Source organism: Streptomyces sp. NBC_00019 (assembly GCF_045041015.1).
Taxonomy (GTDB): Bacteria; Actinomycetota; Actinomycetes; order Streptomycetales; family Streptomycetaceae; genus Streptomyces.
In genome coordinates this window covers 586013-603240 of the sequence record NZ_CP108302.1, presented here as the reverse complement: position 1 = coordinate 603240, position 17228 = coordinate 586013, and the positions used below count along the sequence as shown (strand labels likewise).

20 protein-coding genes and 2 pseudogenes are annotated in these 17228 nt (G+C 69.2%); 10 read left to right on the top strand and 12 right to left on the bottom strand.

The window, feature by feature from the left end; all coding sequences use genetic code 11:
- Positions 1-33 precede the first annotated feature (33 nt).
- Positions 34-684 (bottom strand): hypothetical protein, encoded by a 651-nt coding sequence (locus OHU89_RS02845; RefSeq protein WP_405639483.1) that lies wholly within the window; start codon positions 682-684, stop codon positions 34-36.
- Between the two features lie 361 nt (positions 685-1045).
- Between OHU89_RS02845 and OHU89_RS02840 the strand changes: the two genes are divergently transcribed.
- Positions 1046-1867 (top strand): SigB/SigF/SigG family RNA polymerase sigma factor, encoded by an 822-nt coding sequence (locus OHU89_RS02840; protein ID WP_405639482.1) that lies wholly within the window; start codon positions 1046-1048, stop codon positions 1865-1867.
- Positions 1868-2266: 399 nt separating this feature from the next.
- On the opposite strand, the gene OHU89_RS02835 is transcribed toward OHU89_RS02840, so the two are convergent.
- The 4 genes from OHU89_RS02835 to OHU89_RS02820 form a co-directional block, all read right to left on the bottom strand.
- Positions 2267-2983 carry a GAF and ANTAR domain-containing protein gene (locus tag OHU89_RS02835; RefSeq protein ID WP_405639480.1) on the bottom strand — a complete coding sequence of 239 codons (717 nt, stop codon included), beginning with the start codon at positions 2981-2983 and terminating at the stop codon, positions 2267-2269.
- A gap of 79 nt (positions 2984-3062) precedes the next feature.
- Positions 3063-3824, bottom strand: a complete 762-nt coding sequence (locus OHU89_RS02830; RefSeq protein ID WP_405639478.1) for an ANTAR domain-containing protein — start codon at positions 3822-3824, stop codon at positions 3063-3065.
- Positions 3821-4240, bottom strand: coding sequence for a hypothetical protein (locus OHU89_RS02825; protein WP_405639476.1), 420 nt, complete (start codon positions 4238-4240; stop codon positions 3821-3823). The genes OHU89_RS02830 and OHU89_RS02825 overlap by 4 nt, the downstream gene beginning before the upstream one ends.
- A 56-nt stretch (positions 4241-4296) precedes the next feature.
- Complete coding sequence (locus OHU89_RS02820) at positions 4297-4722, bottom strand: STAS domain-containing protein (protein WP_405639474.1); 426 nt, start codon at positions 4720-4722, stop codon at positions 4297-4299.
- A gap of 1723 nt (positions 4723-6445) precedes the next feature.
- On the opposite strand from OHU89_RS02820, the pseudogene OHU89_RS02815 reads away from it, so the two are divergent.
- Positions 6446-6763, top strand: a pseudogene (locus tag OHU89_RS02815) (response regulator transcription factor); the annotation flags it as partial.
- A gap of 78 nt (positions 6764-6841) precedes the next feature.
- On the opposite strand, the gene OHU89_RS02810 reads toward OHU89_RS02815, so the two are convergent.
- The 3 genes from OHU89_RS02810 to OHU89_RS02800 all read right to left on the bottom strand — a co-directional run bounded on the left by OHU89_RS02810 (position 6842) and on the right by OHU89_RS02800 (position 9083).
- A complete protein-coding gene (locus OHU89_RS02810; RefSeq protein WP_405639472.1) occupies positions 6842-7699 on the bottom strand; it encodes a hypothetical protein in 858 nt (285 codons plus the stop codon).
- A 107-nt stretch (positions 7700-7806) separates the two neighbouring features.
- Positions 7807-8673, bottom strand: a complete 867-nt coding sequence (locus OHU89_RS02805; protein ID WP_405639470.1) for a hypothetical protein — start codon at positions 8671-8673, stop codon at positions 7807-7809.
- A gap of 5 nt (positions 8674-8678) precedes the next feature.
- Positions 8679-9083 carry a hypothetical protein gene (locus tag OHU89_RS02800; protein WP_405639468.1) on the bottom strand — a complete coding sequence of 135 codons (405 nt, stop codon included), beginning with the start codon at positions 9081-9083 and terminating at the stop codon, positions 8679-8681.
- A 259-nt stretch (positions 9084-9342) separates the two neighbouring features.
- On the opposite strand from OHU89_RS02800, the gene OHU89_RS02795 reads away from it, so the two are divergent.
- Complete coding sequence (locus tag OHU89_RS02795; RefSeq protein WP_405639466.1) at positions 9343-10092, top strand: SDR family oxidoreductase; 750 nt, start codon at positions 9343-9345, stop codon at positions 10090-10092.
- Here the strand turns inward: OHU89_RS02795 and OHU89_RS02790 are convergent.
- Complete coding sequence (locus tag OHU89_RS02790; RefSeq protein ID WP_405639464.1) at positions 10079-10267, bottom strand: hypothetical protein; 189 nt, start codon at positions 10265-10267, stop codon at positions 10079-10081. The genes OHU89_RS02795 and OHU89_RS02790 overlap by 14 nt on opposite strands.
- Before the next feature lie 153 nt (positions 10268-10420).
- Here OHU89_RS02790 and OHU89_RS02785 point away from each other — a divergent pair, with 153 nt between their 5' ends.
- Positions 10421-11260, top strand: coding sequence for a helix-turn-helix transcriptional regulator (locus tag OHU89_RS02785; protein WP_405639462.1), 840 nt, complete (start codon positions 10421-10423; stop codon positions 11258-11260).
- Here OHU89_RS02785 and OHU89_RS02780 read toward each other — a convergent pair.
- Complete coding sequence (locus tag OHU89_RS02780) at positions 11250-11633, bottom strand: hypothetical protein (protein WP_405639461.1); 384 nt, start codon at positions 11631-11633, stop codon at positions 11250-11252. The genes OHU89_RS02785 and OHU89_RS02780 overlap by 11 nt on opposite strands.
- Before the next feature lie 43 nt (positions 11634-11676).
- On the opposite strand from OHU89_RS02780, the gene OHU89_RS02775 reads away from it, so the two are divergent.
- The 6 genes from OHU89_RS02775 (at position 11677) to OHU89_RS02750 (ending at position 16588) form a co-directional block, all read left to right on the top strand.
- Entirely contained in the window at positions 11677-12264 is a 588-nt protein-coding gene (locus tag OHU89_RS02775) for a TetR/AcrR family transcriptional regulator (protein WP_405639459.1), read from the top strand.
- Positions 12265-12376: 112 nt separating this feature from the next.
- A complete protein-coding gene (locus OHU89_RS02770; RefSeq protein WP_405639457.1) occupies positions 12377-13111 on the top strand; it encodes an NADPH-dependent F420 reductase in 735 nt (244 codons plus the stop codon).
- 301 nt (positions 13112-13412) lie between these two features.
- On the top strand, positions 13413-14753 hold the full coding sequence (locus OHU89_RS02765) for an NtaA/DmoA family FMN-dependent monooxygenase (RefSeq protein ID WP_405639455.1): 1341 nt from the start codon (positions 13413-13415) through the stop codon (positions 14751-14753).
- A gap of 507 nt (positions 14754-15260) precedes the next feature.
- Positions 15261-15464, top strand: coding sequence for a cold-shock protein (locus tag OHU89_RS02760; RefSeq protein ID WP_034275260.1), 204 nt, complete (start codon positions 15261-15263; stop codon positions 15462-15464).
- Between the two features lie 359 nt (positions 15465-15823).
- Complete coding sequence (locus tag OHU89_RS02755) at positions 15824-16228, top strand: CBS domain-containing protein (protein ID WP_405639453.1); 405 nt, start codon at positions 15824-15826, stop codon at positions 16226-16228.
- Positions 16229-16279: 51 nt separating this feature from the next.
- Complete coding sequence (locus tag OHU89_RS02750) at positions 16280-16588, top strand: SCO5918 family protein (RefSeq protein ID WP_405639451.1); 309 nt, start codon at positions 16280-16282, stop codon at positions 16586-16588.
- Between the two features lie 97 nt (positions 16589-16685).
- On the opposite strand, the gene OHU89_RS02745 is transcribed toward OHU89_RS02750, so the two are convergent.
- Positions 16686-17048 (bottom strand): hypothetical protein, encoded by a 363-nt coding sequence (locus OHU89_RS02745; protein WP_266898186.1) that lies wholly within the window; start codon positions 17046-17048, stop codon positions 16686-16688.
- Between the two features lie 16 nt (positions 17049-17064).
- Positions 17065-17199 (bottom strand): annotated as a pseudogene (locus OHU89_RS02740) (ATP-binding protein); the annotation flags it as partial.
- Between the last annotated feature and the right edge of the window lie 29 nt (positions 17200-17228).

The following is a 17228-nucleotide window of genomic DNA, read 5'->3' as shown; positions in this document are numbered from 1 at the left end:
CACGCCTCGGTCGCGGCCGGCCGGTGCGGGTGGCTATTCGGGCCGTTGGGTGCGGTCGTTGTGGGTGAGGCCGTCCGGATGGTCCTCCGTGCGCTCGCCGAGCGGAAGAACCATCACCTGGAGGGTCGTCGGGCCGGGCATGCGCTGGATCCGTCCCGCCTCCTGCCAGCCCCGGTCCTTGTAGGCGGCGCGGACCGATCCGGCGGACCGATCCACCAAGGTGACGCCGAGCGAGGACTGGTGGTCGGCGAGCAGACGCTCCTGGAGCCGGCGGGCGAGCCCGTGGGCGTGCCGGTGCGGATGGACGACGGTCTCGAGGATCGCGAAGACATGCCCGGAGGCGGTCAGTTGCTCCAGGTTCTGCGGCATCGGCCCGTCGAACCCCTCCCACCAGGAGCCGTCGCGCGGCACGGGAACCCCTGAGACACAGCCGGTCAGGCCCTCCGCCTCGGCGACCAGCATGTCGAACCCCGGCAGTTGTACGTCGTGCTCCAGCCGGCGCAGGAACTCCTGTCGGTCACGGAACTCTTCGCCGGGCGGGGTGACGGACGACTCCACGTACAGATCCGCGAGGTCCTCCCGCATGCCTTCGGCCTGCCAGCGGTTCAGCCGGCGCAACCGCACCGTGTCCAGGACGGGACGCTCCGAGCCTTGGGGTTCGTGCGGGTGCCGCGGGCTGCTCATGGGGCGCCTCGGTTCAGAAGACCGGGAGTTGTACGGGAGTGCCGTCGTGGCCGACGGGCGGTGCGGCGCCTGGGGCCGGGACGTCCACAGCAGCATAGCCCCGGATCGGCGCCGTCCCGGGGCCCGTCGGGAGCACGGGGCCGCTGGGGCGCAGGCAGCTGAACGATGGTGCCGTATGCCCTCCGTGGGCAGCCGCGGTCGGGATGCGGAAGCCTGTTTGAAAGCGGGCTGTCCGGGAACCCGTCCGCGGTGCTTCAGACCGGAGGCACCCCCGTGGGAGCGGTTCTCGCTGCTCCCCTGTGTGTTGCGGTCTGCCGGCTCCCACGGTGAGTGACGCCACCGATCAGGGAGCAACGTGCCCATGCCGTACGTACGCACGCAGAGCCCACGCAGCGCGCACCGCTACGCCGACGCACCGGACACCGACGCGGCCTTCCGCCGTATCGCCGCGCTGCCGGACGGCCCGGAGCGGTCCGCGCTGCGCCAGGACGTGGTGTGCGCCTGGATGCCGATGGCCGTACGGCTGGCCCGGCGCTTCCGCCATCGCGGTGAGAGCTTCGAGGACCTCCAGCAGGTCGCCCAACTGGGCCTGGTAAAGGCGGTGTCCCGCTTCGACCCGGGTCTGGGCACCGCCTTCCCGAGCTTTGCCATTCCGACGATCCTCGGCGAGGTGAAGCGGCACTTCCGTGACGAACTCTGGATCGTGCATGTGCCGCGGCGCGTACAGGAGCTGCGTGGCCAGGTCCGCTCCGCCGACCGTGAACTGAGCGCTTCGCCGGGCGGATCGGCACCCGCCGTCCACGAGATCGCCGCGCACACGGGACTGACCGAGGCGGACGTACTGCTGGGCCAGGGGGCGCTGGAGAGCTTCACCGCCCAGTCCCTGGACGCCCTGCCCGGCCGCTCCACGGACGGTCACCCGCTGACCGACACCCTGGGCCGCATGGAGCCCGGCTTCGACCTGGTGATCGACCGTGAGGCGCTACGACCCCTGCTGCGGGCCCTGCCCGAACGCGAACGCCAGATCCTGTACATGAGGTTCTTCTGCGAGATGACGCAGGCCCGCATCGGCCTGCAGCTCGGTATCTCCCAGATGTACGTCTCCCGTCTGATCACCCGCACCTGTGGCCGCCTGCACGACCAGGTGACGGCCGACCCGCGCGTTCCGAGAAGTCCCGCGTGACGACGTCCTGGGTGCACGGGCGGCGCCTGCGAACGGCCCTGTTCCGCTTCGCATGTATCTGCTCTACGCTCCACGCAGGGAAGGCGGCACCGCGACCGTGTCAGGTACCAGCAGGTCTTCCCCACCAGGCTCCCTGCCCCCGAGTCGGAAACCAGGCCCGGCCGGAGCCGCATCGTCGCAATGCGCGGCTCCAGCCTCCGTCCTCCCGGCATTTCCAGACGGGGTGTTCTCATCGAATCCCGCCGCCACGGAGGACAGCGCGCGAGGACACGGTGGAGGGGGGCCTCCCAGCCTCGCGCCACGTACGGCCGCCGCCGCACCGTGGCGGCGGCCGTACGGACCGCGAACCCCGGTGCGGGGGCCGCGGTCGGCGGCGCGCCGACTGTGGCGCCCAGTGGCTCAGGACCCCAGGCCGGGGAGGGGTTCGGAGTCGTCGATGAAGGCGCGGGCCAGGTCGGACAGGCGACGGTTGTGCGCGCGGGCGTAACCACGCAGCGCGGTGAACGCCCGTTCCATGTCGATGCCCTGGCGTTCGGCGAGTTTGCCCTTGGCCTGTTCGATCAGTACGCGGCTGTTCAGTGCGGTCTGCAGCTGCTCGTTGAGGATGTTGCTGCGGTGAGCGGTGCGTTGTTGCAGGAGGCTGATGGTGGCGACGTCGGCCAGGGCCTGGGCGACGAGTGTGCCCGCCGGGTCGAAGGGCCCGGGGGCGGCGCGGAAGAGGTTCAGGGCGCCGACGACCTCGTCCCGCAGGCGCATGGGCAGCGCCTGGACCGCCCCGAAGCCGCCGCGGTGGGCAGCTGTGACGAAGCGCGGCCAGCGGGCGGCCTCCCGGGTCAGGTCGGGGACGATCACGGGGGTGCCGGTGCGGAAGCACTCCAGGCAGGGGCCCTCGTCGTTCTGGAGCTGGAAGAGTTCCAGCAGCCGTACCTGTTCGTCGGAGGCGGCCATCACCCGCAGTTCGCCGTCCCGGTCCGCGAGCAGCACCCCGGCGGCACTCGCGCCGAGCAGCCCTACACAGCGGTCGGTGAGCAGGCGCAGGAAGTCGATCAGATCGAAGTCGGCGACCAGGTTGTCCGCCAGCTCGACGAAGGTCTTGGCCAGGAGCTGCTGATTCATCGTGTCACCCTCGATGGAGACTGGGCCCGCCGGGAAGCGGCGGGAGGTATGGGCGCGTCAGTGGGATGGCACCGGTGCATCAGGACTCCTCTTCGGTCCGTCGGGGTTCCGAGTCCGGGGAGAAACGGAGCCGGCGGGCCACCACGTCGGCGGCCACGTCGGCGAGCCGGCGTCCCTGCACGAAGGCGTAGGCGCGCAGCCGGACGAAGGCCTCGTCGATGCCGACACCGAGCTGGACGGTGAGGATGCCGGTCGCCTGGTCGATCTCCGCCCGGTACGCGCCCAGATCCTCGAAGCCGCGGTCCGACGACGCTCCGCCGGCCGGCGCGCCCGTCTCCTCGATCCGCGCGTCGAGCAGGAGCAGCGTCGCGAGATCGGCGAAGGCCAGCGCGTCCGCCAGTTCCTCGGCGTCCAGCACGGTCGGCACGTCGGCGTACAGGTCCAGGACTCCCGGGCTGATCGCCCCCATCTGCAGGGGGAGCGCGAAGACCGCGCGTGCCCCGGCTTCCAGGGCCGCATCCGCGAACACGACCCAGCGATCCTGCAGCGCACCGGTCAGCAGATCGGGCGTCAGGACGGCCGAGCCATGGGTGAAAGCATCCACACACGGCCCCTCGCCCAGCATGAGCTGCAACTCCTCCAACTGCTCACTGATGGTGTCGGTGCTGCACAGCGGATGGCTCGCCGTGGTCCGGGACATCGCCGACAGTCCGGCCCCGCCGACCGGGAGCGCGGCCACGGCCGCGGTGCACACGTCCACCACACCGACCCGGGCACCGCGTCGCGCCGCCTGCGTGGCGACCAGCGCCTGGATCCGCGCCGAGCGGCTGTCGGACCTCATCCCGGCCACCATGTCCAGGCACCGTGCGCACGTCCTGCCGACCGAGCCGGGGTTCGTTCCCCGACCTGAAGGACCAGCATCCGGAGCAGTGTGGCTTTGACCGGCCTCCAGATCTCTCCCACGTCCAGCCATCCCCAGGAGCGGAGCGCGGCGAGGGCCTGGTGATCGAACCGGTCCACCAGGGTGGCGCCGAGCGCCGCATGCTGGTCGGTCAGCAGCCGCTCCTGCAACCGGCGGGCCACGTCCCGGTCCTGCGGGTGCGGGCGGACCAGGACGTCGGTGATCGCGAAGACTCCACCCGACTCGGTGAGCCGCTCGATACCGCGCGGCAGCGCCCCGTCGAACCCGAGCCACCAGAAGCCGTCACTGCGCACCGGGGACCGGAACACGCCTCCCACCAGGCCGTTTGCGTCCATGGTGGCCGACTCGCTGCCGCAGGGCGCTCGTTGCCGGCCCCGCTCCGACCGGGCCGTCATCGCGCATCACCCGAGACGACAGAGCCCAGCGGCACGGGCCGGTGCGGCGTGGCCTGGGCGGTTGGGGTGGGGACGGCCCCGACGAGAGGTGCCCGAGGCCCGAGCGGCGGGCCGAGGAGCAGGGGCCCGCAGCCGGTGAGGTCGAGTATCCGGCCCAGTGTCGGTGGCGGGTGGTGCAGTCGCAGGGTCCCGCCTGACTCGGCGGTCTGCTGCGCGGCGTAGAGGAAGGCGTTGAGGCCGGCGCAGTCGCAGAAGGTGACGGAGGTGAGATCGACATCGACGGAGCGGATGCCGTCGCGCAGGCACCGCGCCAGTGCCGTGCGCACCAACAGGACCGATTCCAGATCGATCTCACCAGCCAGAGTGACCAGCGCCCGGTTCCGTCGAACATGTCGGTAGACGGTGAGCTGGGGGAAGGGCATGACGCCTCAGTTCACAAGACCATCCGGCGGTGCACGCGGTGACGCCGGTGTTCCCGGCTCTCTCGGCGCACTCCCGGTAGGCGCGTACATTCGACGGAGGCGGAGCGATGGCCGGCCCTGCAGCTTGTACGACAGGACAGCGGACCCACCCAGTTCCCTCCAGGGATGCGCCGGGTGACGGACGAAAGGTCCGCTCCCCGCAGCCATCTGTATCGAGCAACGACAAGCCGTCGGGGTCTGGGACGTCCATACAGCAGCATAGTCCTCAACCCGCTGCGGCTGACGCCTCGAAGCCCTGCGATCCCGGAATGCGGACGGTACCGAAGGCCCGGGGTGCGCTCATATCCGGTGCGCTGAAAGGCACTTGGGGGAGCGGCACCAAGGCGACGGCCGACAGCCACTCAGGCACGGCAGTCCGTTGTTTCGGCCCCCTGTCCAAAGCGGCTGGAGCCGCATCGCCGACAACGCAGTTCCAGCCCTTCGTCCTCCCCAGCCTTGTTCGAGTCCTTCAGCCGCAGCCGGTGATCCCGGCAAGCGGTTTGTCCGCCCTCGGTGTCCTGGTGCGCGGAGGAGGTACATACGACCAGCGGCCGTTCCTCCGCTCCGGCCGGCGCCCGCCACGCGGAGCGCACCGCGTCCTCCCCGGTGGCCGCCCAGGGCGCGCGGTCGGCGGGCACCAGCACGAACCCCGGCAGCACAGGCAACCCCGCCACGGCGGCACGGGCCAGGTTGGCGGCTTTCGCGCCGGAGGTGTCCTGCGGCGAACCACGCCAGAAGGGGTACGGTCACGGCCGGCAGCGCTGCGAGCCAGGGGCTGCCCCCGGTCGACGTTCCCGCCGCTGTCGCGGTCAGCGCGGTGAGCAGTACGGTCACCCGCGGCCAGGTCTTCGTGGTGGTGGTGAACACCACGAGCACCATCAGCACGTACCAGCCCGCGGATGCGCCGGGCAGCGCCAGGTAGTCATCGAACAAGGAGGCCTCACGCACCGGCCATCCCCGCACCACGGCGAGGACAGCGAGCCCGGCCGTGCCGGACAACAACAACGCGATGGCCAGGCGCAGATAGGCCTGCTGATCCCGCCGGGCCAGCCAGAGCAGACTCAGCACCGCCAGGGGCAGCGGGGCGAGGGCGAGGATCCAGGTCAGCGTCTGTGCCACTTCGTGGACGAACGCCGCTCCTCCAGCCACTGCGGCGGTTCCATAGGTGCGCAGACCTTCGGCGGCGGATGACGTCCAGCCGGCCTTGACGAAGGGTTCCTCCTCACGGACGGACACGGCTAGGAGGCCGGAATACACGAGCAGCGTCACCGCCAGACCCGCCATCGTGCGCCGCAGGCTCCGCCGGACGTGCGCCTCCTTCGACGCGGTCCGGCTGACAACCGGAGCGCGCCGGGAGCCGCGGCTGCGAAGACCGCAGGCGGCGACGCAACTCACCGGGTCGCCCCGCCATCGTGCGCCATGCTCCTCAGGCGCCTCGTCCTGGCCGCTTCCCACAGCGGCACGACGCGTTCGGTCTTCTTCCTCGACGCGCTCGACTGCAGGGATATGCCGTCCCGAAGGGCTGCGGACTGGGTCACGGCAGCCTCCTGATCAGTCAGGGGCGCGTCATCCGGGGGCGCGCCGGGTATTCCTGCTCATTGATCAAGATAAGTGGGAATCCCGGTCCATTTATTTCTTGCGTCGAGTGTGATGTGCAGTCGTGGCGCCCGACTCGGGCGACCAGCTGGTCGGCCTCGCCGACGTCACCCGTCCGCCCGGCGGCGGCTCCGAGGCTTTGTACGGCTCCCCGGGCCGCGCCGAACTCATCGAACGGCTGGCCACCTTGACCGTCCGGGAGCTGGAGATAGCCGAGCTGGTCGCGCAGGGGCTCACCAGCCAGGCCATCGCGGACCGGCTCTACGTCAGCCGGCGCACAGTCGAGACCCATGTCTCGCGCGCCTTCCGCAAAACCGGGGTCTCCTCGCGTACTGCCCTGGCCACGCTGATGGCCCGTCGGCGCGCCGGGAGCCGTTTCGGGGACACCCGCGCGGAGCAGGACTGAGCCTGACCCGGGTGCCCCCTCGGCGGTGATCAGTGGGCCTCTGCAGCCCGGCGACCGTGGTCTCGGTGGGGTAGCGGCCTACTTGACGTCGACGAAGTCGCCGGTCGCCTTCGCGGTGCCGGTCGTGGTGGTGCCGGCGAACGCGAAGCGGTAGTAGCCGTCGGAGCCGGCCTTGGTGGTGGTGCTCAGGGTGCCGGTGCTGCTCGTCTTGACCGTCTTGAGCGTGGTGTAGGTGCTGCTGCCCTTCTTGCGGAACTGCAACTGCACCGGCTGGGTCGCGTATCCCGCGTACTTGCCCGTGGTCCAGTTCGCGCGGCTCAGCTTGCCGGTGACCGTGATGGTCTTGCCCTTCTTCACCGGCTCCGGGGAGGCGTTTGCGGTCAGCTTGGCAGCGCGCTTGATCTTGGTTCTGGCGACGTCGTCGTCGTAACTGGCGTTCGCGTAGAGGTCGTAGGCGCCCAGGAAGAGTTTCCAGGTGCCCGCGGTGCCGTTGCCGTCCTTGAAGGCGACCGCGGGGTCGATGGTGAAGACCGTCTTGCAGCTGTAGCTGTAGCCGCCCTGGACCGGCGTCTCCGTGCAGGTGGGGTAGTCGTCCGACTCCAGGCCGCCGGTGATGGTGTCCGTGCTCGAACTGTCGGTGCCCTGCCACAGGAACGCCTGGGTGATGGCTACGCCTTCCACGTCGAAGGCGGTGAACGTGACGGGAACAGCCTTCTTGCCGGTGACGCCGAGAACGATGTCCTTGCCGGCGTTGACGACCCCGTCCGTGAAGGTGGTGCCGCCCAGCGCGTCTCTCGGCTGAACGCTCTGCGAGGTGAAGGCGAAGAGATCCGTCGCCGCCCCGGGGTGCTCCGCCGCCTGGGCGGCACCCGGAAGAACGAACGCCGAGAGTACGACGGCGCCGGAAAGGACAGTGGCAGCAGCGCGTATGCGCATGTGATTCCCCAAGGTGAGGTCGGGCGGCCCTGCCGAACTGTCTTTGCGACAGGGCCTGTTGATGTGGTGAAGAGGTCGGTGCACGCTCGGCTTCCCGCCCAAGAGGCTCAGGGCTTGGGAGAGCGCAGGACGTCGTCGATGTCGAAGCTGATGTCGGGCGATGGGTAGAGGTCCGTCGGGTAGAGGTCTGTCGGCTGGGAGCCCGGTGTGGGTATATCGGCCGGGTCGGCGGTGGGCTTGCCGTCCGGGCTGCACACCTGCGGTGCCGAGGGCTCGGACAGTTCGTAGTCGGCGACTCGCTTCGACCGGAAGTCCACGTTGGTACGCCCCCAGAGGTCCTCGTCTGCGCCGACCGCGATCTCCTTGGGCAGTTCCTTGCTCGTCAGCGGCTTGCCCACGGTGATCGAGAGGAGGGCGCCTTCGCAGAAGCTGCGGTCGGTCGCGTAGAGGGACGTGGGCAGGGCGATCTTCCGCTCGTTGCTCGCGTCGGCATGGAGTTCGATGCGTTTCACCCGGCGGATGTCGAAGTAGTAGACGGGTTTCGTTCCGTCCGACAGGCGTTCCCCGTCGGCGCCGTCCGCGACGCCGTACACGAGCTTCCAGAACTCGACCTGCACGGTGATCTTGCGGCAGAGCGGGCCGTTGTACCCCGGCAGGCTGACCACCCTCACCTTGTCGTCCTCGTAGTTCTCCTTGGGCGTGTCGAAGACGAGCCGAACCCAGTCTCTGGATTCCTGGGCCGTCCACCCCTTGTTGTCGTGGCAGCCGGACGCCGCGGTCGGATACGGGGGAGTGAGGGACGGGGTCGGCGAAACGCTCGGCGACTCGGACGCCACCGTCGCGCTCTCGGACGGGTCCCCGGAAAGGGACGTGCCGTCGGCGCTGGAACAACCCCCGGTGAACAGGACGGCCACGGCGAGGGCCGCGACGACAGGTACGACGGAGTCTTTCGCCTCGGGTATGCGCCTCGGCATGTACCTCACCGGCCGAACCAGTTCCGGGCTTCCGCGGAGCTGAAGCCCCGCAGCATGCCGAGCGCGAAGGCGATGCCCGGGAGAACCGAGGCGCCGCCCCCCTTCAGCAGGCCCACCACACCGCTCAGCAGGCTCAGCACCTCGATGACGATGACCGTGACCCGTATCCCGTTCGACCGCTTGCCCGCGAAAACGCCGCACAGCAGGAGCGCCCCCGCGATCAGCAGCGACAGCACCGCCACGAACCGGAGCAGGCCTGCCCCTTCGTCCTGACCATGATCCGCCGCGTTGTTCACCACGGCCAGCAACAGGGCGCCCGCCGCCAGGTTCAGCAGGGCCTGGACCCATACCCCCACCACCGCCAGCCGGACATTCCTCGGCATCGGCGCCTTCACGCTCGGTGTCGTCATGAGCGCAAGGAAACGGCACAGATGTCTGGGGCACATCGGTAGGAGTACGTAATCCGTGTACGTATGTGCCAGCGCCGACTGTCCGTCGCGACCTCAGGGCCGTGATGAGGATTGGTCCGGGCGGCTGTGGCGCCTTCTACGGCTCAGCCAGAGACCGCCGATCCATGGATAAACCTTCCTCTCCCGCCCCAGCGAGGGCGCTTCTACGGTCGAGGCTGCGGGCGCTCACCGGCCCGCCGTACCGAAGGAGCAAGACCCGATGAAGATGACCGGCAACACGATCCTGATCACTGGCGGAACCTCGGGCATCGGCCTCGGTCTGGCCCTGCGTCTGCACGAGGCCGGCAACAAGGTGGTCGTCGCCGGCCGGCGCAAGGAACTCCTCGACGAGATCACGGCCGAGCACCCGGGCATCGACGCCCTCGTCCTCGATGTCGCGGACCCCGACTCGATCGCGCGGGCCCGTGAGACCGTGGCGGTGAGCCACCCGGGGCTGAACGTGCTGGTCAACAATGCCGGCATCATGCTGCGGGAGAATCTCCTCGACCCGGCCGAACTCTCGGTCTCCGAGGATCACGTGACGGTCAATCTGCTCGGCACGATCCGGATGACGTACGCCTTCCTGCCGTTGCTGGTGGGCAAGGACGACGCGGTCGTCATGAACGTCACCTCCGCGCTGGCGTTCGTCCCGTACCAGAGCACCCCGACCTACAGCGCGACCAAGGCCGCGCTGCACTCCTTCTCCGAGAGCCTGCGCATCCAGCTCGCCGGTGCTGACGCCGGTGTCCAGGTGATAGAGGTGGTCCCGCCGGGCGTGCGCACGACCCTGCTGGGCCAGCAGGACAGCGACCAGTCCATGCCGTTGGACGACTTCCTCACCGAGACCCTCGACCTGCTGCGTGAGAAGCCCGATGCGAAGGAGCTTGTCGTCGAGCGCGCCAGTTTCATCCGCGACGCGGTGGCCAACGGCTCCTACGACGACATCCTCGCCATGATCAGCAGTAGCTGACCGACCTGGGAAGCATCTTCGGCTTCGCTCCGGGCGTCGCACTGGAGGCGACCGGCTCCGTCGCGAGTGCCGAGGGGCACGCGAAGGCCCCGGCCGACACGGCGAACATCGTCGTGTCGGCCGGGTTGGGCGACGAGGCTCGTTGGACGTCGTCGACGGGGGACCGTCGCCGCATGCCGTCTTCCATACCGGCGGCCTGTGGCGCACCACCGTTGGGGGTGCCTTCGGCGTCGGCCCCCTGAGCAGCTTCACGCGGGCGGGAGAGGAGCGCTCATCCACGGATCGGCGGTCTCTGGATAGGCGGGCGGGATGCGGCGAGGATGGGGGAATGGACAAGAAGGAACTGGCGGCATTCCTGCGCCACCGGCGTGAGACGCTGCGGCCCCGCGATGTCGGGCTGGTCGGGGGGCCGCGCAGGCGCACGCAGGGGCTGCGCCGCGAGGAGGTCGCGCAGCTCGCCGGCATGTCCACCGACTACTACGTCCGGCTGGAGCAGCAGCGTGCTCCGCAGCCCTCCGTCCAGATCACCGCGGCTCTCGCCCGGGCACTGCGGCTGTCCCTGGACGAGCGTGACCATCTCTTCGTGCTCATCGGCCACAACGCCCCGGCCCGCTTCCACCGCTCCGAACATGTCAACCCGCCGCTGATGCGGGTTCTGGACCGCCTGGACGACACCCCGGCCCTAGTGCAGACCGACCTGCTCGACACTCTCGCGATGAACCCCTTGGCCGTCGCGCTGCTCGGCGACCAGACCCGCCACACCGGTCTGGCCAGCAGCGGCTACTACCGCTGGTTCATGGACCCCGCCGAGCGCCTGATGGTTCCCGAGGAGGCCCGCGAACTCCATGGCCGTGCCCAGGCAGCACGCCTGCGGGCCGCGCTGACAGCCGGCAGCGACACCCCCCGAGCCGCCCGGATCCTCGCCGAACTCCAGGAGCACAGCCCCGAGTTCGTCCGCATGTGGGAACTTCAAGAGGTCGCTCAACGCTTCGAGGACTGCAAGACGATCCTCCATCCCGAACTCGGCCGCATCGATGTCGACGCTCAGGTCCTGTTCACCGAGAACCGCGCTCAGGCTCTGGTGGTGTTGACCACTCGCCCCGGCACGGAGAGCCACAGCAAACTCGAACTGCTCTCCGTCATAGGGCACCAGCAGCTCACCCCCTGATGTCCTGGGCCGGGGAGGGGTTTCGCGTGTACGCGGCCATGCCATCGTCGATGCCCTCGGTCCGCTCGCCGTGGTGGCCGTGCTCGCGGACGGCGGTTTGGCGCTCGAGGGGCTTCTCGCGGATGTACTTGCGCTCGGACTCGGCCATGCCGCCGAAGGACGCGAGGAGGACGGTGCCGTGTCCGGGAGGGTCGGAGACGCCTTGGCGGGGGTCGGTGAGCAGCTCGAGCGGGATGTCGTGGTGGCACAGGTGCTCGGGGATGGCCAGGCGCTCAGCGGCGTCACGGCCCAGGCGCTTCCTCTTCGTGATCGGGCCGCCGGTTTGACCGGACGCCGCCTCCGTTTTACTCTCGAAGGCATACGGAGGCAGCATCCGCTTTGATGCGGCCGCAGGATCACGGCAGACAGGAGGGCACATGAGCGCCAGCGAGCAGCGAGGACGCAGGCCCCGCGCGGACGTTCAGCGCAACCGAACGGCCCTCCTGGAAACCGCGCAGCGTCACTTCCTGCAGCACGGGGTCGGCACCTCCCTCGAGGCGGTGGCCAAGGAGGCGGGCGTCGGGCCGGGCACCCTGTACCGGCACTTCCCCACCCGGGAAGCGCTGCTGGCGGCCGTGCTCCAGACGCGCTCCGAGGAGCTGGTGGCCCGCCAGGCGGACATCGATCAGCTCGGCGACCCGGCCGAGGCGCTGGAGCAGTGGCTGCGGGCGATGGAGGAGTACTTCAGCGCCTTCAGCGGGCTGCCGGACCCGCTCATGGCCGCGGCCCGGGCGCAGGAGCCGGACAACCCGCTCACGATTCCCTGCGACATCCTCATCTCCGCCACCGATCAGTACGTGCGAGCCGCACAGCTCGCGGGGCGCGTGCGCGCGTCGGTGCGGGGGAACGACCTGTTCCTCGCCGCCTGCTCCGTTGCCTGGATCAAGGGCACCGGTACTGAGGAGGAGTCGCTCGACCGGCTCCGCACGCTCATCGCGAGCGGCTACCGCGAGCGGGACACCTAGGCGTAAACCGCCAGACACCCCGCCCCGACCCTCGCAACGCCAGTCAGCACCACCACACGGCCATCACATCGCGCTGCCCTCAGGGGCGGCGCAACCTTGCAAGGAACAAATCATGAAAATCACTGTCATAGGTGCCGGTGCCATCGGCGGAAACCTTGCCGCCAAGCTGAGCGCGGCGGGTCACGACGTCCAGGTGGCCGTCCGCGGGCCCGAGGGCGTCCGGGCGGAGGTGCTGGAGTCCGGGGCCCGCGCGGTGGACCTCGCCGACGCCGTCCAGGGCCGGGAGGTCATCGTCCTGTCGATCCCGTTCGGGGTGGCGGACCAGCTGGCGGACCTGTTCGCGTCGGTCCCCGTCGAGACGGTGGTCATCGACACCGCGAACTACTACCCCGGCATGCTCAGCGAGCCGATCGAGGCGGTGGACAACGGCCAGGTGGAGAGCGTGTACACCGCCGAACTGCTCGGCCGCCCCGTGGTCAAGGCGTGGAACGCCGCGCTGGCCGAAACCCAGCGGACCAAGGGCGTCCCGGCCGGAACGCCCGGCCGCCTCGCCATCCCCGTCGCCGGCGACAGCGATCAGGCGCGGAAGGTGGCCATGAGCCTGGTGGACGACACCGGCTTCGACCCCTACGACGTCGGCACGCTGGCCGACTCCTGGCGTCAGCAGCCCAACAGCCCCGCCTACTGCACCGAACTGACCCTCGACGAGCTCCCGTCGGCCCTGGCCGCCGCCGACCGCGCCAAGGATGCGGCCGTCCGCGACAGCCTCCCGGAACGCTTCGCCGCCCTCGGCGCCAACCCCACCGTCGACGACGTCGTCGAGATGAACCGCGCCGCCCACCGCTGAACCACCCGACGCCGCTCTCATGCACGCAACCGAACGAGAGCGACAGCGCCAGCACGCCACGAACCCACACGACGAACACGAGATCGCACAGTCCCCCCGCTGCAGCCCGCAGTCTCGGCATGCCGCTGCCTGCGAGCATCCGCCTGCCTGTCGGTACCCGCAAAGGTGCATCCCGAGCCCGGCCCTTGCGTCGGTTGCCTCGTCGCCTGGCCCGCCGTGCTGCGTTGTGCCGCGGCCGCCGTGGCGGTGACTGCGACGGAGGCATTCTCCGTTTTTCATCGCCTGGTCTGGAGAAGTAACCGTGACAAGCCGACAGATGGTCCTGGGCATGCAGTTCAGCGGCGGATACGGGGCTGCACCCGGGGCCTGGCGGCTGCCGGGTGCGAACCTGCACAGCTACACGGACATGGACCAGTTCGTGCGCTACGCGCAGGCCGCCGAGCGCGGCAAGATCCAGCTGCTGTTCATCGCCGACACCCCGGTCCTGGACGTCGACCTCGACCACCATGCCCCGCACCACATGATCGACCCGCTGCTGACCCTGACCGTTCTCGCGCGCGAGACCGAGCGGATCGGCCTGGTCACCACCGCCTCCACTACGTTCACCGAGCCTTACAACCTCGCCCGCCAGTTCAAGGCCCTGGACGTGATCAGTCACGGCCGGGCCGGCTGGAACGCGGTGACCACCTCGGCCCCCGCCGCCGCGGCGAACTTCGGCGCGACGATCCCGCCGCGCGCGGAGAAGTACGAGCGGGCCCACGAGGTCATCCAGATCGTGCAGGGGCTGTGGGGCAGCTGGGAGAAGGACGCCTGGCTTCTCGACGTCGACGGCAAACGCTTCGCCGACATGGACAAGATCCAGCCCGTCAACCTGCAGGGCAAGCACGCCGCCTCCCGCGGCCCGCTGCCCATCCCCCCGTCCGAGCAGGGCCAGCCGGTCATCTTCCAGGCGGGCGGCGGCACTTACGGCCTGGAACTCGCGGGCCGTTACGCCAGCGGCGTTTACGCCAACCCGTACACCATCGAGGACGCCCGGGCCCAGCGCCAGGCCCTGCGGGACGCCGCCAAGCGCGCCGGACGCGACCCGGACGAGGTGAAGATGCTCGTCGGCTTCATGCCGACCCTCGCCCCCTCCCACCAGGCCGCCCTGGAACGGCGACGCTTCCTGGACGAGGTCGTCGACCTGAACCAACGCGTCGCCTACCTCGGCGCCATGATCGGCCTCCCGCTCGGCCCCGCCCAGCTCGACGAGCCGCTGACCGCGGACCAGCTCGCCGACGCCATACCCAGCCCGCACGACCCGCGCTCCGTCCGCGCCCTCGAAGTGGCCCAGCAAGGCTGGAGTCTGCGCGACGTGCTCGCCCACGGCGTCATCGACTACCACCCGGTGGTCGCCGGCACCGCCGCTGACGTGGCCGACCACATGCAGCAGTGGTTCGAGGCAGGGGCCTGCGACGGCTTCTCGATCGCCATCGACAGTTACCACGACGGCTTCGACGCCTTCGTCGACCAGGTCGTCCCCATCCTGCAGGAACGCGGCCTGTTCCACGACGACTACGAGGGCCCCACCCTGCGCGAGAACCTCGGCGCCCACGAGCAGTACGGCCTCGACCCGCGCCTCACGCAGCCGGCCCGGGCGTGACCACCACCACGCAGCCCACCACCGCCCAACGTCCGACACCGCGGCCCCGCAGACGTTCCGCGACGCCATGACAGCCGCCGCCATCAACATGGTCGGTGCGCTCGCGTAGGACCTCAGCGACGTGACGCCCCGTGTCCGCCCAGGTGAGGCCGTCGCTTTGCTGATCGCGGTGGGAGGCAACCGGGAACGGCTGGACAGTGAGGCTTCCTTCGCCGCGCTGTGCGCCAATATCTGCACTGGTGACGGGAGAGTCTTACGGGCCGTGCAGTGAGAGTTATTGCAGCCACGTCCGGAGCGGAATTGTTCGACGTACGCAGGTCGTTGCGGCGTGCTACTGTCGATCTCAGTTGTTGCAGTTGTGGTTCCCGAAACTCCAAGTGCCCTGCCTCGGTTCTTACCGAGCGGAAGCACTTTTGTATTTCCGGTCATTCCGGGCGGGGCAATCATCGCGGCGACACGGTGTCCGCGCAGTGCGGATTCCATGTACTGCCCCAAAGGAGATATGACATGGCTACTGGTACCGTGAAGTGGTTCAACGCGGAAAAGGGCTTCGGCTTCATCGAGCAGGACGGTGGCGGCGCTGACGTGTTCGCCCACTACTCGAACATTGCCGCTCAAGGCTTCCGCGAGCTTCAGGAAGGCCAGAAGGTCAGCTTCGACGTCACGCAGGGCCAGAAGGGCCCGCAGGCCGAGAACATCGTTCCGGCCTGACGCTGACGCACACTTCGTAGCTGGGGCCCGCATCCTTCGGGGTGCGGGCCCCAGCTGCACGCATTTCCCGCAGTGGTTTCACCTGCGGGACAACGCGGCTCGCCCTTCAGGGGTGCATGCGCGTCCTGAATGAGCTGCACCGCGGTCATCGTCCAGGTTCTACTTGCCTCTCGCGTCACTCATTTCTGCACCGGCACCCGGCGTATATTTTCGCCGACTGGAGCTATTTTCTATTTCCGGTCCAGATCTGTAATTCTCTGTTCTGCTCATCGCTGCGGGAATTCTTTGATATGTGCCGTAACGTGGTGGCCTAAACCTTCGTGATCAGGAAGCTGACGCATCTCTGCAGGAGGCACCTTGTGACGCTGGTCCAGATGCAGTCCCGTCCGGCGAGCTCCGACCTCACGCGTGGGACGGTGGTTGACGTCATGGAGGCGGGCGGACCGCAGGTCTGTGACGACATGAGCGTCGAGGTGGCGCTTTCCGTCATGGACGCCGCCCGCACGGGTCGGCTGGTCGTCTGCGACCTGGACGGTCAGTGCGCCGGCCTGGTCACCCAGACCGAACTCACCGCCGTCCGCGACAGCTCCGCTTCCACGGACCGCGTCCGCCTGCGCGACATCCTCTGCGACCACGGGTCCTCCGTGTCGCCCGTGACCGCTGCGGCCGAAGCCGAGCACACGATGCGCTTGCTCCGGCTCGGTGCCGTGCCGGTGGTCGACGAGCAAGGCCGCGCCCTGGGCGTCCTCGCCCTCTCCCGCTGAACCGCCTCACCCTGGTCGGACCATCCCCCTTCTTCTCTCCTGTGAGGTCACATGCGCTGCGTCATCGCCCGCTTCCCCTTTGAACTCACCAAGAGCGGCGTGCTGGAATCGATGAAGGGCATCAAGCCCGAGCCGGGAACCGGCGAATCTGTGATCGTCGGCCGCCGCCTTTACCCCGTCAAGCAAGTCGGCCAGGTCATCACCCGTCAGGACCGCCGTGACTTCAGCGCAGCCGAAGTCCTCCGCGCCATGGCCCAGCTCGGCTTCACGTGCCGCACCCTCCCCGAGGTCGCACCCGTCCGCGCCCTAGATGCGGTTCAGAAAGCTTCCGCGATGCTCGGTAGCCCCGTATCCGTCTGACCGAGGGAACAAGCGCACACCGGCGTTGAACAGCAGTGGGGCCCACCGGCGCACGCCGGTGGGCCCCACTGCTGTTCAACGCCGGTGGTCTGGTTGCTCAGTGATCGGAATAGCTGAAGTCGCCCACGGTCCAGGCGTTGATGTCCTCGATCGCGACGCGGTACATCCCGCCGGTTTCCGGGATCCCCACCGTGCCCTGCAGGATGCGGGCGACGTGGAAGTGCAGATGCGTGGGCGGCCCGTTCTTCTTCTCCGCGGCGGTATCGAAGATGACGGAGAACTCTCCCAGGCGGGTGGAGTCCGTCAGGACCTCCGAGACACGCTGGCGCCACGCTGTTTCAGGAGCCAGCCGACCGGTGATGACAGCGCCACCGGTGACGACGGTCAGGGACATCTGATTGCTCTGCCCGGACTCCACCAGGGCGGCGATGGCGACGAGCAGTTCATCATGCTTCGACATGGGTGAAGTGTATTCGCAGGTCGGGAGCGCGTATGCGTGGAGGCTGCGGACCGCGGTCACGTGCGGCTACCTCGGCGCTGCCCGGGTGTGAGGCCAGGTCCAGAGTGCAGGTACCGCCGCCGTGGCGCAGTGCGTTGGTCACGAGTCCCGAGAACGCCTTGTTCCCACCCCCCCATCACT

Coding starts and splice junctions, on each gene's coding strand:
- OHU89_RS02820 (WP_405639474.1), bottom strand. CDS start 4,722: ATGCCCTTCCCCCAGCTCACCGTCTACCGACATGTTCGACGGAACCGG.
- OHU89_RS02800 (WP_405639468.1), bottom strand. CDS start 9,083: ATGACGACACCGAGCGTGAAGGCGCCGATGCCGAGGAATGTCCGGCTG.
- OHU89_RS02780 (WP_405639461.1), bottom strand. CDS start 11,633: ATGCTGCCTCCGTATGCCTTCGAGAGTAAAACGGAGGCGGCGTCCGGT.
- OHU89_RS02805 (WP_405639470.1), bottom strand. CDS start 8,673: ATGCCGAGGCGCATACCCGAGGCGAAAGACTCCGTCGTACCTGTCGTC.
- OHU89_RS02845 (WP_405639483.1), bottom strand. CDS start 684: ATGAGCAGCCCGCGGCACCCGCACGAACCCCAAGGCTCGGAGCGTCCC.
- OHU89_RS02795 (WP_405639466.1), top strand. CDS start 9,343: ATGAAGATGACCGGCAACACGATCCTGATCACTGGCGGAACCTCGGGC.
- OHU89_RS02775 (WP_405639459.1), top strand. CDS start 11,677: ATGAGCGCCAGCGAGCAGCGAGGACGCAGGCCCCGCGCGGACGTTCAG.
- OHU89_RS02810 (WP_405639472.1), bottom strand. CDS start 7,699: ATGCGCATACGCGCTGCTGCCACTGTCCTTTCCGGCGCCGTCGTACTC.
- OHU89_RS02760 (WP_034275260.1), top strand. CDS start 15,261: ATGGCTACTGGTACCGTGAAGTGGTTCAACGCGGAAAAGGGCTTCGGC.
- OHU89_RS02790 (WP_405639464.1), bottom strand. CDS start 10,267: ATGCGGCGACGGTCCCCCGTCGACGACGTCCAACGAGCCTCGTCGCCC.
- OHU89_RS02770 (WP_405639457.1), top strand. CDS start 12,377: ATGAAAATCACTGTCATAGGTGCCGGTGCCATCGGCGGAAACCTTGCC.
- OHU89_RS02825 (WP_405639476.1), bottom strand. CDS start 4,240: ATGGACGCAAACGGCCTGGTGGGAGGCGTGTTCCGGTCCCCGGTGCGC.
- OHU89_RS02785 (WP_405639462.1), top strand. CDS start 10,421: ATGGACAAGAAGGAACTGGCGGCATTCCTGCGCCACCGGCGTGAGACG.
- OHU89_RS02835 (WP_405639480.1), bottom strand. CDS start 2,983: ATGAATCAGCAGCTCCTGGCCAAGACCTTCGTCGAGCTGGCGGACAAC.
- OHU89_RS02830 (WP_405639478.1), bottom strand. CDS start 3,824: ATGAGGTCCGACAGCCGCTCGGCGCGGATCCAGGCGCTGGTCGCCACG.
- OHU89_RS02750 (WP_405639451.1), top strand. CDS start 16,280: ATGCGCTGCGTCATCGCCCGCTTCCCCTTTGAACTCACCAAGAGCGGC.
- OHU89_RS02840 (WP_405639482.1), top strand. CDS start 1,046: ATGCCGTACGTACGCACGCAGAGCCCACGCAGCGCGCACCGCTACGCC.
- OHU89_RS02745 (WP_266898186.1), bottom strand. CDS start 17,048: ATGTCGAAGCATGATGAACTGCTCGTCGCCATCGCCGCCCTGGTGGAG.